At 70.5% G+C, this 13,977-nt stretch carries 11 protein-coding genes; 10 read left to right on the plus strand and 1 reads right to left on the minus strand.

Going from position 1 to position 13,977, the window contains the following annotated elements:
• Positions 1-28: 28 nt before the first annotated feature.
• The 9 genes from ftsW to ACGFYV_RS28115 all read left to right on the plus strand — a co-directional run bounded on the left by ftsW (position 29) and on the right by ACGFYV_RS28115 (position 8,630).
• A complete protein-coding gene (gene ftsW, locus ACGFYV_RS28075) occupies positions 29-1,405 on the plus strand; it encodes a putative lipid II flippase FtsW (protein ID WP_393881276.1) in 1,377 nt (458 codons plus the stop codon).
• Positions 1,406-1,411: 6 nt separating this feature from the next.
• Complete coding sequence (gene murG, locus ACGFYV_RS28080; RefSeq protein WP_071375415.1) at positions 1,412-2,500, plus strand: undecaprenyldiphospho-muramoylpentapeptide beta-N-acetylglucosaminyltransferase; 1,089 nt, start codon at positions 1,412-1,414, stop codon at positions 2,498-2,500.
• A 26-nt stretch (positions 2,501-2,526) separates the two neighbouring features.
• On the plus strand, positions 2,527-3,321 hold the full coding sequence (locus ACGFYV_RS28085) for a cell division protein FtsQ/DivIB (protein ID WP_393881277.1): 795 nt from the start codon (positions 2,527-2,529) through the stop codon (positions 3,319-3,321).
• 278 nt (positions 3,322-3,599) lie between these two features.
• Complete coding sequence (gene ftsZ / locus ACGFYV_RS28090) at positions 3,600-4,805, plus strand: cell division protein FtsZ (protein ID WP_393881278.1); 1,206 nt, start codon at positions 3,600-3,602, stop codon at positions 4,803-4,805.
• Positions 4,802-5,530 (plus strand): peptidoglycan editing factor PgeF, encoded by a 729-nt coding sequence (gene pgeF / locus ACGFYV_RS28095; protein ID WP_393881279.1) that lies wholly within the window; start codon positions 4,802-4,804, stop codon positions 5,528-5,530. The genes ftsZ and pgeF overlap by 4 nt, the downstream gene beginning before the upstream one ends.
• 6 nt (positions 5,531-5,536) lie before the next feature.
• Positions 5,537-6,256: a YggS family pyridoxal phosphate-dependent enzyme gene (locus ACGFYV_RS28100; RefSeq protein WP_393881280.1), complete on the plus strand. Its 720-nt coding sequence runs from the start codon at positions 5,537-5,539 to the stop codon at positions 6,254-6,256.
• Positions 6,257-6,383: 127 nt separating this feature from the next.
• Complete coding sequence (locus ACGFYV_RS28105; protein ID WP_393881281.1) at positions 6,384-7,025, plus strand: cell division protein SepF; 642 nt, start codon at positions 6,384-6,386, stop codon at positions 7,023-7,025.
• Positions 7,026-7,075: 50 nt separating this feature from the next.
• The gene (locus tag ACGFYV_RS28110) at positions 7,076-7,363 is read left to right on the plus strand and encodes a YggT family protein (protein ID WP_393881282.1); all 288 of its coding nucleotides are present in this window, start codon (positions 7,076-7,078) and stop codon (positions 7,361-7,363) included.
• 55 nt (positions 7,364-7,418) lie between these two features.
• The gene (locus ACGFYV_RS28115) at positions 7,419-8,630 is read left to right on the plus strand and encodes a DivIVA domain-containing protein (RefSeq protein WP_393881283.1); all 1,212 of its coding nucleotides are present in this window, start codon (positions 7,419-7,421) and stop codon (positions 8,628-8,630) included.
• Positions 8,631-8,920: 290 nt separating this feature from the next.
• Here ACGFYV_RS28115 and ileS read toward each other — a convergent pair whose 3' ends face one another.
• A complete protein-coding gene (ileS, locus tag ACGFYV_RS28120; RefSeq protein WP_393881284.1) occupies positions 8,921-12,064 on the minus strand; it encodes an isoleucine--tRNA ligase in 3,144 nt (1,047 codons plus the stop codon).
• 626 nt (positions 12,065-12,690) lie between these two features.
• On the opposite strand from ileS, the gene ACGFYV_RS28125 reads away from it, so the two are divergent.
• A complete protein-coding gene (locus ACGFYV_RS28125) occupies positions 12,691-13,959 on the plus strand; it encodes a TraR/DksA family transcriptional regulator (protein ID WP_393881285.1) in 1,269 nt (422 codons plus the stop codon).
• The last annotated feature ends 18 nt before the right edge of the window (positions 13,960-13,977 follow it).

Genomic DNA, 13,977 nt, shown 5'->3' on the forward strand with positions numbered 1-13,977 from the left:
GGACGGCCGACGTTCAGTGGAGGCGCTGATGCCCGGTAGCCGTACCGGCGGGCCGCCCGTGCAGCGGGCGGCCCGCCGCCCAGTGACCCCCCGCCCGCCGCGCGACACCCCCCTGCGCAGGCTCGTCGCCCCCCTGTGGCGGCTCCACACCCGCGCGCACAAGGCCTGGGACCGCCCGCTGACCGCCTACTACCTGATCCTCGGCGGCAGCCTGCTCATCACCGTGCTGGGCCTGGTGATGGTCTACTCGGCCTCCCAGATCACCGCGCTGCAGCTGTCACTGCCCGGTTCGTACTTCTTCCGCAAGCAGTTCCTCGCCGCGCTCATCGGCGGCGCCCTGATGTTCGCCGCCGCCCGCATGCCGGTGAAGCTGCACCGGGCGCTGGCCTACCCGATCCTGGCCGGCGCGGTCTTCCTGATGGCCCTGGTGCAGGTGCCCGGGATAGGGATGTCGGTCAACGGCAACCAGAACTGGATCTCCCTCGGCGGCTCCTTCCAGATCCAGCCCAGCGAGTTCGGCAAGCTCGCCCTGGTCCTGTGGGGCGCGGACCTGATCGCGCGCAAGCAGGAGAAGAAGCTGCTGACCCAGTGGAAGCACATGCTGGTGCCGCTCGTCCCGGTCGCCTTCCTGCTGCTCGGGCTGATCATGCTCGGCGGCGACATGGGCACCGCGATCATCCTCACCGCGATCCTGTTCGGCCTGCTGTGGCTCGCGGGAGCGCCCACCCGGCTCTTCGTCGCCGTGCTGTCGATCGCGGGCGCGATCGGTGTGATCCTCATCAAGACCAGCCCCAACCGGATGGCCCGGCTCGCCTGCATCGGCGCCACCGAACCTCAGTCCGGCGTCGCCGACTGCTGGCAGGCCGTGCACGGGATCTACGCCCTCGCCTCCGGCGGACTCTTCGGATCCGGACTCGGTGCGAGTGTGGAAAAATGGGGCCAACTCCCGGAAGCCCACACCGACTTCATCTTCGCGGTCACCGGTGAGGAACTGGGTCTCGCGGGGACGCTGTCGGTGCTCGCCCTGTTCGCGGCTCTAGGCTATGCGGGTATCCGCGTGGCCGGATGCACGGAGGACCCCTTCGTGAGGTACGCCGCGGGAGGCGTGACCACCTGGATCACCGCCCAGGCGGTGATCAACATCGGTGCGGTGCTCGGCCTGTTGCCGATCGCCGGTGTCCCGCTCCCGCTGTTCTCCTACGGAGGGTCCGCCCTGCTGCCGACCATGTTCGCCATCGGGCTGCTGATCGCCTTCGCACGCGACGAGCCCGCTGCGCGGGCGGCGCTTGCGATGCGGCAACCTCGCTTTGGTAGAAAGCGGGGTGCCGGGGGACCTTCGGGGTCCCGGAGATGGAACACGATGCGACGGCGCGCCTCGGTGGCGCGCCCGTCCGGAGAGCGGTGAATTTCGGTGCATGTCGTACTCGCCGGCGGGGGTACCGCGGGCCACATCGAGCCCGCGCTCGCCCTCGCGGACGCCCTGCGCAGGCAGGATCCGACCGTGGGGATCACGGCCCTGGGCACGGAGCGCGGCCTGGAGACCAGGCTCGTCCCGGAGCGCGGCTATGAGCTGGCGCTGATCCCGGCGGTCCCGCTGCCCCGCAAGCCCACGCCCGAGCTGATCACCGTCCCGGGCCGGCTGCGCGGCACGATCAAGGCCGCAGAGCAGGTCCTGGAGCGCACCAAGGCCGACTGCGTGGTCGGCTTCGGCGGCTACGTCGCCCTGCCCGGCTACCTCGCGGCCAAGCGCCTCGGGGTGCCCATCGTGATCCACGAGGCCAACGCCCGCCCCGGTCTGGCCAACAAGATCGGCTCGCGGTACGCGGCCCGGGTCGCCGTCTCCACCCCGGACAGCAAGCTGCGCGACGCGCGCTACATCGGCATCCCGCTGCGCCGCTCCATCGCCACCCTGGACCGCGCCGCGGCCCGCCCCGAGGCCCGCCACATGTTCGGCCTCGACCCGAACCTGCCCACGCTGCTCGTCACCGGCGGCTCGCAGGGCGCCCGCCGGCTCAACGAGGTCGTCCAGCAGGTCGCGCCCTGGCTCCAGCAGGCAGGCATCCAGATCCTGCACGCGGTCGGCCCGAAGAACGAACTGCCGCAGGTCCACCAGATGCCGGGCATGCCCCCCTACATCCCGGTAAGTTACCTGGACCGGATGGACCTCGCGTACGCCGCTGCCGACATGATGCTCTGCCGCGCGGGCGCGATGACCGTCGCCGAACTCTCCGCCGTCGGACTGCCGGCCGCCTACGTCCCGCTGCCCATCGGCAACGGCGAACAGCGGCTGAACGCCCAGCCGGTGGTCAAGGCGGGCGGTGGACTCCTTGTCGACGACGCGGAACTCACGCCCGAGTGGGTCCAGCAGAACGTGCTGCCCGTGCTCGCCGACCCGCACCGGCTGTACGAGATGTCCCGCGCGGCAAGCGAGTTCGGCCGCCGGGACGCCGACGAGCTGCTCGTCGGCATGGTGTACGAGGCGATCGCCTCGCGCCGTTAGGACCGTATGACGAAAGGGTAGTAAGCGTGGCCGGACCGACGACCGCCGAGCGCGGTGAACGCCAGCAGGAGTCGTCCGGCCCGCCGCCCGCCCGCGGGTTGAGGCGGCCGCACCGTCGTACGGTCGTCGTCCTGGCCGTGGCCCTCGTCCTTCTCGGCGCCGGTACCACCTGGGTGTTGTACGGCAGTGAGTGGCTGCGCGTGGAGCGCGTCCCGGTCTCCGGCACCGAGGTGCTGACCCCGGACGAGGTGCGCTCGGCCGCCTCCGTGCCGCTCGGGGCACCGCTGGTCTCCGTGGACACCGACGCGATCGAAGCCCGACTTCGCCAGAAATTGCCCCGAATTGACACCGTTGATGTCGTCCGGTCCTGGCCCCATGCGATCGGCCTGAAAGTGACCGAGCGCACTCCGGTCCTCCTTGTCCGAAAAGCCGGGAACTTTGTCGAAGTCGACAAGAACGGTGTCCGTTTCGCTACGGTTTCCCGGGCGCCGAAAAGCGTGCCGGCACTGGAATTGACCGCGTCGCGGTCGGGTTCGGGCGCCGCCAGTCTCCGGCGCTTCGGGACCGACCGGCTGGTGCGCGAGGCCGTCAAGGTCGCGGGCGATGTGCCGGCCCCGGTGGCGAAGGACACCCGGAGTGTCCAAGTCCGTTCCTACGACGCCATCTCGCTGAGGCTGGCCGACGGCCGCACGGTGGCGTGGGGGAGCAGCGAGGACGGCCGGGCCAAGGCGCTGGCCCTCACCGCTCTCATGAAAGCAGCTCCCGGCGCACGGCACTTCGACGTCAGCGTTCCCACCGCCCCTGCGTCAGCGGCGAGTTGACGCACATCAGCGCAGGCCAGCACCCTGGTTGGGCACTGCTACGGCTGATCACATAGGGTGAAAAGAAAAACGGGAGGTTCGGCGTGTTCGTTGAACGGGCGCCACTTGTCGACTTAGTGTCCTGTTCGGAAGAGTCCAAGGAACAGGCACACTGGTAACCCTAAACTTCAGCGTTAGGGTTCGGGTCGGCGTTCGGACCGTCCCATTCGGCATCTGCCGTCCCGGCGCGGGCAACCGCGCGGAGGCGGCGACGTAATTCGAGGCGAGAGGCCTTCGACGTGGCAGCACCGCAGAACTACCTCGCAGTCATCAAGGTCATCGGTGTCGGCGGCGGTGGTGTCAATGCCATCAACCGGATGATCGAGGTCGGTCTCAAGGGTGTCGAGTTCATCGCCATCAACACCGACGCACAGGCGCTGTTGATGAGCGACGCCGACGTCAAGCTCGACGTCGGCCGTGAACTCACCCGAGGGCTCGGCGCCGGCGCCAATCCGGCAGTGGGCCGCAAGGCCGCCGAGGATCACCGCGAGGAGATCGAGGAGGTCCTCAAGGGGGCCGACATGGTCTTCGTGACCGCCGGTGAAGGCGGCGGCACCGGCACCGGCGGCGCGCCGGTCGTGGCCAACATCGCCCGCTCGCTGGGCGCCCTGACCATCGGCGTGGTGACGCGCCCGTTCACCTTCGAGGGACGGCGCCGCGCGAACCAGGCCGAGGACGGCATCGCGGAGCTGCGCGAAGAGGTCGACACCCTCATCGTCATCCCCAACGACCGGCTGCTGTCCATCTCGGACCGCCAGGTCTCGGTCCTCGACGCCTTCAAGTCGGCCGACCAGGTCCTGCTCTCCGGTGTCCAGGGCATCACCGACCTCATCACCACCCCCGGCCTGATCAACCTCGACTTCGCCGACGTCAAGTCGGTCATGTCCGAGGCCGGTTCGGCCCTCATGGGCATCGGCTCGGCCCGCGGCGACGACCGCGCGGTGGCCGCCGCCGAGATGGCGATCTCCTCGCCGCTGCTGGAGGCGTCCATCGACGGCGCCCGCGGTGTGCTGCTGTCCATCTCCGGCGGCTCCGACCTCGGCCTGTTCGAGATCAACGAGGCGGCCCAGCTGGTCAGCGAGGCCGCCCACCCCGAGGCCAACATCATCTTCGGCGCGGTCATCGACGACGCCCTCGGCGACGAGGTCCGGGTCACCGTGATCGCGGCCGGCTTCGACGGCGGCCAGCCGCCGTCCCGCCGGGACAACGTCCTCGGCTCGGCCTCCGCCTCCAACCCGCCGCGGCGCGAGGAGCCGGCCCCGGCCCGCCACCAGCAGCCGGTCTCGTCCTTCGGCTCGCTCGGCAGCGTGACCCCGAAGGAGGACCCGGAGCCGGCGCCCGAGCCGGTGGCCGACATCCCGGTCGCCCCGCCGGTCACCCCGGCACCCCGGACCTACGCGGACAGCGCGGCCGAGGAACTGGATGTCCCGGACTTCCTGAAGTGATAGGACTGCGCGAGAGCGTGAGCGGCGCGCACTTCGCCTTCACCGACCGGTGGGGCGGGGTGAGCGCCGCTCCGTATGAGGGGCTCAACCTCGGTGGAGCCGTCGGCGACGACCCCGACGCCGTACGCGCCAACCGGGAACTCGCGGCCACGTCGCTGGGCGTCGACCCGGCGCGGGTGGTCTGGATGAACCAGGTGCACGGCGCCGACGTCGCCGTGGTGGACGCGCCCTGGGGGGAGCGCCCGGTGCCGCAGGTCGACGCGATCGTCACCGCCCGCCGCGGGCTCGCCCTCGCCGTCCTCACCGCGGACTGTGTGCCGGTACTGCTGGCGGACCCCGTCGCGGGAGTCGTCGCCGCGGCCCACGCGGGCCGGCCCGGGATGGTCGCGGGGGTCGTCCCCGCCGCCGTCCGGGCCATGTCCGAACTCGGCGCCGAACCGGCCCGGATCGTCGCCCGCACCGGACCGGCCGTCTGCGGCCGGTGCTACGAGGTGCCGGAGCGGATGCGCGCCGACGTCGCCGCCGCCGAACCGGCGGCGCACGCCGAAACGAGCTGGGGTACACCCGCGGTCGACGTGGGCGCCGGAGTGCACGCGCAGCTCGACCGGCTCGGGGTGCGCGACCGGGCGCAGTCGCCGGTGTGCACGCTGGAGTCGGATGATCACTTCTCGTACCGCCGCGACCGCACCACGGGGCGGCTCGCGAGCTATGTCTGGCTGGACTGATGGGACATGACGGACCGTAAGACCGAACTCGCCGCGAATCTGGCGAGAGTGGAGGAGCGCATCACCGCCGCGTGTGTGGCGGCGGGGCGCAAGCGGGAGGAAGTGACCCTCATCGTGGTCACCAAGACCTACCCGGCGAGCGATGTGCGGATCCTGTCGGAACTCGGTGCGCGTCATGTCGCCGAGAACCGGGACCAGGATGCGGCGCCCAAGGCCGCGGCTTGTGCGGATCTGCCCTTGAAGTGGCATTTCGTGGGCCAGTTGCAGACCAACAAGGTCCGTTCTGTGGTCGGTTACGCCGATTTCGTGCAGTCCGTCGATCGCGCCCGGCTCGTCTCGGCGCTGTCGAAGGAGGCCGTGCGGGCGGAGCGCGAAGTGGGCTGTCTCGTCCAGGTCGCGCTCGACGCCGGCGTGAGCGGGCGCGGTGAGCGCGGGGGCGTGGCGCCGGGCGGAATCGAAGAGTTGGCCGACCTCATCGCCGAGGCGCCCGGACTGCGGCTCGACGGACTGATGACCGTCGCTCCGCTCACCGGCGAGTACGCGGGACGCGAACAGGCGGCGTTCGAAGGGCTCATGGATTTGTCGACCGACCTGCGCCGCGCTCATCCGGCTGCAACCATGGTGTCGGCAGGGATGAGTGCGGATCTCGAGCAGGCCGTTGCGGCCGGGGCGACACATGTGCGCGTCGGCACTGCGGTACTCGGAGTCCGCCCCAGGCTCGGGTAACGTCGCCAGGAAGTCGGACCACAGCAGAAAATATGGTCAATGCCGCCGAAGGTGGCGCAACGACCACGTGGATCGCGGGCACTTGGCAGTCGTCAGCCGATCCACCACAGAGCGGAGGACTCGGAGCATGGCCGGCGCGATGCGCAAGATGGCGGTCTACCTCGGCCTCGTGGAGGACGATGGGTACGACGGCCGCGGATTCGACCCCGACGACGACTTCGAACCCGAGTTGGACCCGGAGCCGGAGCGGGACCATCGACGGCATGAATCGTCACATCAATCACACAGTGCACATCAGCCCCAAAGGGGCGAAGAGGTGCGAATCGTGCAACCGCCCGCGCAGCGCGAGCCGGTGGCCCGGTCGGCTTCGCTCGCGGCGGAATCCGGACGTCCGGCGCGCATCGCGCCCGTGGCGTCCATCACACAAGAACGTCAGTCCCTGGAGAAGAACGCACCGGTGATCATGCCCAAGGTCGTGTCGGAACGAGAGCCTTACCGGATCACCACACTTCACCCGCGGACGTACAACGAGGCCCGTACCATCGGGGAACACTTCCGTGAGGGCACCCCGGTGATCATGAATCTGACTGAGATGGATGACACAGATGCGAAGCGACTTGTCGACTTTGCGGCTGGTTTGGTGTTTGGTCTTCACGGCAGCATCGAGCGGGTGACGCAGAAGGTATTCCTGTTGTCTCCTGCTAACGTCGATGTCACGGCGGAGGACAAGGCCCGCATCGCAGAGGGCGGGTTCTTCAACCAGAGCTGAGACGCACGACCGGTGGAAAGTACGGAACAGGGGAGAGGGAAACACAGACCATGAGCGTGTTCGCGCAGGTGATCTACATCGCGCTGATGGTGTTTCTCGTCGTGCTCATCTTCCGGCTGGTCATGGACTACGTGTTCCAGTTCGCCCGCTCGTGGCAACCCGGCAAGGCGATGGTGGTCGTACTGGAGGCCACCTACACTGTCACCGATCCACCGCTGAAGCTTCTGCGGCGGTTCATTCCGCCGCTGCGTCTCGGGGGCGTGGCGCTCGACCTGTCCTTCTTCGTACTGATGATCATCGTCTACATCCTCATCTCCGTGGCACGGAGCTTCGTGTGATGAGAGTGGACGATACGGTCTTGCCGACTGCCGATGACTACGTTGAGGTGAAGAGATGCCGTTGACCCCCGAGGACGTGCGGAACAAGCAGTTCACGACCGTCCGCCTCCGAGAAGGCTATGACGAGGACGAGGTCGATGCCTTCCTCGACGAGGTCGAAGCCGAGTTGACCCGACTGCTCCGCGAGAACGAGGACCTGCGCGCCAAGCTGGCCGCTGCCACGCGCGCCGCTGCCCAGAACCAGCAGAACATGCGCAAGGGTCCCGACCCGCAGGACCAGCAGCAGGGGATGCCTCAGCAGGGGATGCCGCAGCAGGGGATGCCCCACCAGGGCATGCCGCAGCAGGGCATGCCGCAGCAGGGCATGCGAGGTCCCGGCGCTCCGGTGCCCGCCGGCATATCGGGCCCGCCGCAGCAGCAGATGGGTGGCCCCATGGGTGGCCCCCCGCAGCTGCCGAGCGGCGCCCCGCAGCTGCCCGCCGGTCCCGGCGGTCAGGGCGGCCCGCAGGGTCCCGGCCCGATGGGCCAGGGTCCGATGGGCCAGGGTCCGATGGGCCAGGGTCCGATGGGTCCGGGCCCCATGGGTGGTCAGCCGCCCATGCAGCAGATGGGCGGCCCCATGGGCGGTCCGATGGGCGGTCCGATGGGCGGCCCCGGTCAGGGCCCCGGTGGCGACAGCGCCGCCCGCGTCCTCTCGCTGGCCCAGCAGACCGCCGACCAGGCGATCGCCGAGGCCCGTTCCGAGGCCAACAAGATCGTCGGCGAGGCCCGCAGCCGCGCCGAGGGTCTGGAGCGTGACGCCCGTGCCAAGGCCGACGCCCTGGAGCGGGACGCGCAGGAGAAGCACCGCGTCGCGATGGGCTCCCTGGAGTCCGCCCGCGCCACGCTGGAGCGCAAGGTCGAGGACCTGCGCGGCTTCGAGCGCGAGTACCGCACGCGCCTGAAGTCGTACCTCGAGTCCCAGCTGCGTCAGCTGGAGACCCAGGCCGACGACTCCCTGGCCCCGCCGCGCACCCCGGCCGCCGCGTCCCTGCCGCCGTCCCCGGCGCCCTCCATGGCTCCGGCCGGCGCGAGCGCCCCGTCCTACGGCGGCAACCAGACGATGGGTGGTGCCCCGGCGCCGTCCGCCCCGTCCTACGGCGGCCAGCAGCAGATGACCCCGGCCATGACCCAGCCGATGGCTCCGGTCCGCCCGCAGGGTCCGTCCCCGATGGGCCAGGCCCCCTCGCCGATGCGTGGGTTCCTGATCGACGAGGACGACAACTGACGGCCGCATACGGCCAGTAGCGCCACAGGCGTCGGCAGCGCCCAGGGCGGGCCCCCGGACTTCGGTCCGGGGGCCCGCCCTTTTTACGCGTGTTGACACAGGGAACTGACGTACTGCGTCGACGCATTGAGTCGATGGGCTAAGCCGACGGGCTGAGTCGATGGGCTCAGTCGACGGGCTGGGGGTGCGGGGTCGAGAAGCCTGGCCGAGGGAGCCGGGTGGCCGGCCCGCGGGACGCGGAAGGGCCCGGCCTCCGCGCGGAGACCGGGCCCTTGCCGGACGGCCGGCGCTTACGCCTTGCGCAGGCGGAACGTGAGGGACAGGCCCTCGTCGGTGAACGGCTCGCCGTACGACCCGTCCGCCTCGCCCTGGGCGAAGTCGGTCGCGAGGACCTCGTCGGAGATCAGGGCCGTGTGCTCGGCGAGGGCCGCGAGGACCGCCGGGTCCGTCGACGTCCAGCGCAGGGCGATCCGGTCGGCGACGTCCAGGCCGCTGTTCTTGCGGGCCTCCTGGATCAGCCGGATCGCGTCACGGGCCAGGCCCGCCTGCCGCAGCTCCTCGGTGATCTCCAGGTCGAGGGCGACCGTGGCACCCGAGTCGGAGGCCACCGACCAGCCCTCGCGCGGGGTCTCGGTGATGATCACCTCGTCCGGGGCGAGGGTCACCGTCTCACCGTCGACCTCCACCGACGCCGTGCCCTCGCGCAGGGCGAGGGAGAGCGCGGCGGCGTCGGCCGCGGCGACGGCCTTCGCCACGTCCTGCACCCGCTTGCCGAACCGCTTGCCCAGGGCACGGAAGTTGGCCTTGGCGGTGGTGTCCACCAGGGAGCCGCCCACCTCGGAGAGCGACGCCAGCGAGGAGACGTTCAGCTCCTCGGTGATCTGCGCGTGCAGCTCGCGGTCGAGGGACTCGAAGCCGGCCGCCGCGACCAGCGCGCGCGACAGCGGCTGACGCGTCTTGACACCCGACTCCGCGCGCGTGGCACGGCCCAGCTCCACCAGCCGGCGGACCAGGACCATCTGCTTGGACAGCTCCGGGTCGATCGCGGACAGGTCCGTCTGCGGCCACGACGCCAGGTGCACCGACTCCGGCGCGCCCGGGGTCACCGGCACGACCAGGTCCTGCCACACCCGCTCGGTGATGAACGGGGTGATCGGGGCCATCAGCCTGGTGACCGTCTCCAGCACCTCGTGCAGCGTGCGCAGCGCGGCCTTGTCGCCCTGCCAGAACCGGCGGCGCGAGCGGCGCACGTACCAGTTCGAGAGGTCGTCGACGAACGCGGACAGCAGCTTGCCGGCGCGCTGGGTGTCGTACGCCTCAAGGGCCTGGGTCACCTGGTCGGTGAGCGCGTGGAGTTCGGACAGCAGCCAGCGGTCGATCAGCGGGCGCTCGGCCGGGGCCGGGTCGGCCGCGGACGGCGCCCAGTTCGACGTACGGGCGTAGAGCGCCTGGAAGGCCACCGTGTTCCAGTACGTGAGGAGCGTCTTGCGGACGACCTCCTGGATGGTGCCGTGGCCGACCCGGCGGGCCGCCCACGGGGAGCCGCCGGCCGCCATGAACCAGCGCACCGCGTCCGCGCCGTGCTGGTCCATGAGCGGGATCGGCTGCAGGATGTTGCCCAGGTGCTTGGACATCTTGCGGCCGTCCTCGGCGAGGATGTGGCCCAGGCAGACGACGTTCTCGTACGACGACCTGTCGAAGACGAGCGTGCCGACGGCCATCAGCGTGTAGAACCAGCCGCGGGTCTGGTCGATCGCCTCGGAGATGAACTGCGCCGGGTACCGGCTCTCGAACAGCTCCTTGTTCTTGTACGGGTAGCCCCACTGCGCGAACGGCATCGAACCCGAGTCGTACCAGGCGTCGATGACCTCGGGCACGCGCGTGGCCGTCTTCCCGCAGCCGTCGTGCCGGCAGGCGAAGGTGACCTCGTCGATGTAGGGGCGGTGCGGGTCCAGGTCCGACTGGTCGGTGCCGGTCAGCTCGGTCAGCTCCGCGCGCGAGCCGACGACCGTGAGGTGGTCGTCCTCGCAGGCCCAGATCGGCAGCGGGGTGCCCCAGTAGCGGTTGCGGGACAGCGCCCAGTCGATGTTGTTGCTCAGCCAGTCGCCGAAGCGGCCGTGCTTGACGGTCTCCGGGAACCAGTTGGTCTTCTCGTTCTCCGAGAGCAGCCGGTCCTTGACGGCCGTGGTGCGGATGTACCAGGAGGGCTGCGCGTAGTAGAGCAGCGCGGTGTGGCAGCGCCAGCAGTGCGGGTAGCTGTGCTCGTAGGGCAGGTGCCGGAAGAGCAGGCCGCGCTGCTTGAGGTCCTCGGTGAGCTGTTCGTCCGCCTTCTTGAAGAAGACGCCGCCGACCAGCGGGACGTCCGCCTCGAAGGTGCCGTCCGGGCGGACCGGGTTCACGACCGGCAGGCCGTAGGCGCGGCAGACCTTGAGGTCGTCCTCACCGAAGGCCGGGGCCTGGTGGACCAGACCCGTACCGTCCTCGGTGGTGACGTAGTCGGCGTTCACCACGAAGTGCGCCGGCTCCGGGAACTCGACCAGCTCGAAGGGACGCTGGTACGTCCAGCGCTCCATCTCGGCGCCGGTGAAGGACTGCCCGGTGGTCTCCCAGTCCTCGCCGAGCGCCTTGGCGACCAGCGGCTCGGCGACGACGATCTTCTCCTGGCCGTCGGTGGCGACGACGTAGGTGACGTCCGGGTGCGCGGCGACCGCCGTGTTGGACACCAGGGTCCACGGGGTCGTCGTCCACACCAGGAGCGAGGCCTCGCCGGCGAGCGGACCGGAGGTCAGCGGGAAGCGGACGTAGACGGACGGGTCGACGACCGTCTCGTAGCCCTGCGCCAGCTCGTGGTCCGACAGGCCGGTGCCGCAGCGCGGGCACCAGGGGGCGACGCGGTGGTCCTGGACCAGCAGGCCCTTGCCGAAGATCTCCTTCAGCGACCACCAGACCGACTCGATGTACTCGGGGTCCATCGTGCGGTAGGCGTCGTCCAGGTCGACCCAGTAGCCCATGCGGGTCGTCAGGTCGGCGAAGGCGTCCGTGTGCCGGGTCACCGACGCGCGGCACTTGTCGTTGAACGCGGCGATGCCGTACGCCTCGATGTCCTGCTTGCCGGAGAAGCCCAGCTCCTTCTCGACCGCCAGCTCCACCGGCAGGCCGTGGCAGTCCCAGCCGGCCTTGCGGCCCACGTGGTAGCCGCGCATGGTGCGGAAGCGGGGGAAGACGTCCTTGAAGACGCGCGCCTCGATGTGGTGGGCGCCGGGCATGCCGTTGGCGGTCGGCGGGCCTTCGTAGAACACCCACTCGGGGCGGCCCTCGGACTGCTCCAGGCTCTTGGCGAAGATCTTCTGGTCGCGCCAGAAGTCGAGCACGGAGTGCTCAAGAGCGGGCAGGTCGACCTGAGCGGGCACCTGGCGGTACGTCGGCGCTGTCATCTGCGAGCATCCTCCAACGGACTTGCTGCCTTCCGTCGGAGGGACGAGAGCCTTCGATCCTGGACGCCGTGTGCGGCGCGCTCCCGCGGTACCACCCTCCTTGGCCCCCCGCCGCGCCGTACACGCCGGTGAGCCCCCTCATTGGGGTTGCGAAGCCGGTTCTACGGCCCTGGCCGGCTGACGGGGCGAACCCTCATCCGCTGTCCACGGCTTCTTCCGGCGGCTCCGGGGTGATCTTCACGTCGCGCTCGCCCCCGGGCTCACACCGTCCCCGGGTCGCTCTGGGCTGCGTACGCCGCTACTCGTCCCCATCCACGCTTTTCGCTCCGGCCAGTGTACGGCGCCGCACGGACAGCGGCCGACCGTATTTCGCGCGGTACGGGCGGTGACGGTCGCGGGGCGGCGGGTGACCCGAATGGCGAGGGGGCGGGCGCCCGCCGGCCGGGCGCGTGCGGCTCGGGCGGATTACCCGGCGAGGAGCTGGGCACAACGCATGCAGGTCTGCTGCTCGGGGGGTGCGGGGCAGGCGAATCGGGCGGCGTGCCCCGTTGCCGCGGGACTGAAGTCGATTTATCGTCCCAGCACGATTCGCGTGCAAGATCACAATATGTGAAGGGGCCGCGGCCATGGTGGTGAAGAAGACCGCCGTACAGCAGCCGGCGACCGGCCGGGCCACAGGCGCGGCCGCCCCTGGTGGTACGGCAGCAGCCTCCGGCGGCGAGACCAAGGGCGCCGACGGCAAGAAGAGCACGCGCGCGCGTACGGCTGCGGCCGGCCGCGCCGGGCCGGTGAAGACCCTCCGGACGGCGTCCGCCGAACCGGCGAAGGCTCCCTCCGGCCGGACCCCGGCCGCGATGGACACGGATCCTCCCGTGCGGAAGGCGGCGGCCGGGAAGACCGGGGTCGAACCTACCGGGGTCGAACCTACCGGGGTCGAGAAGACCGGGGTCGAGAAGGCCACCGCCAAGAAGGCCACCGCCAGGAAAGCCGCTGCCAAGAAGGCCGTCGGCAAGAAGGCGGGCGCGAAGGAGTCGGTGGGCGAGGAGAGGCATGCGGCCAAGAAGGGCGAGGTCGAGAAGCCTGCCGCCAAGAAGGCGGCTGTGCGGAAGACCGCGGCCAGTAAGGCTGCCGCGAAGTCTCCTGCCGCCGAGAAGACGGGACCGGCCGGGAAAGCGGCTGTGGAGGACGGGACAGCGGCTGTGGAGGAGGTGACGCCCGAGGAGAAGGCCTCCGGGAAGGCGGCTGCGAAGAAGACGGCCGCCAAGAAGGCCGCCGGGAAGACGGCCGCGCCGAGGAAGGCGGTCGCCGAGGGAGTCCCCACCGGCGCGAAGGCGCAGGGCACGGACGTGAAGGCCGCGAAGAGCACGGCCAAGAGAGCGGGCGCGGCGCGGGCCGCGAAGCAGACGGGAGCCACGACGGTGGTTGCGAAGAAGACTCCTGGCACGGCCGCGGCGGCGCAGACCGCCGTCCCCAAGGCACGGGGCGTCGCGGTGGAGCCCGGCGAGCTGGCGGTGCGCCCCGGTGAGGATCCCTGGACCCCCGAGGAGGTCGAGGAGGCCCGCGCGGAGCTGCTGGCCGAGGCGGAGCGGCTGAAGAACGAGATCAGCTCCTCCGAGGCGTCCCTCGTGGGCCTGATGCGGGACTCCGGGGACGGCGCCGGCGACGACCAGGCCGACACCGGGACCAAGAACATCACGCGTGAGCACGAGATGGCCCTGGCCGCCAACGCGCGCGAGATGGTGATCCAGACCGAACGCGCCCTGGAAAGGCTGGAGGCGGGCACCTACGGCCTGTGCGAGAACTGCGGCAACCCCATCGGCAAGGCCCGCATGCAGGCGTTCCCCAGGGCCACCCTGTGCGTGGAGTGCAAGCAGAAGCAGGAACGCCGGTCCTGAGCAGGGGGGTCCGCGCAG

Source organism: Streptomyces sp. NPDC048297 (genome assembly GCF_043201585.1).
Lineage (GTDB): Bacteria > Actinomycetota > Actinomycetes > Streptomycetales > Streptomycetaceae > Streptomyces.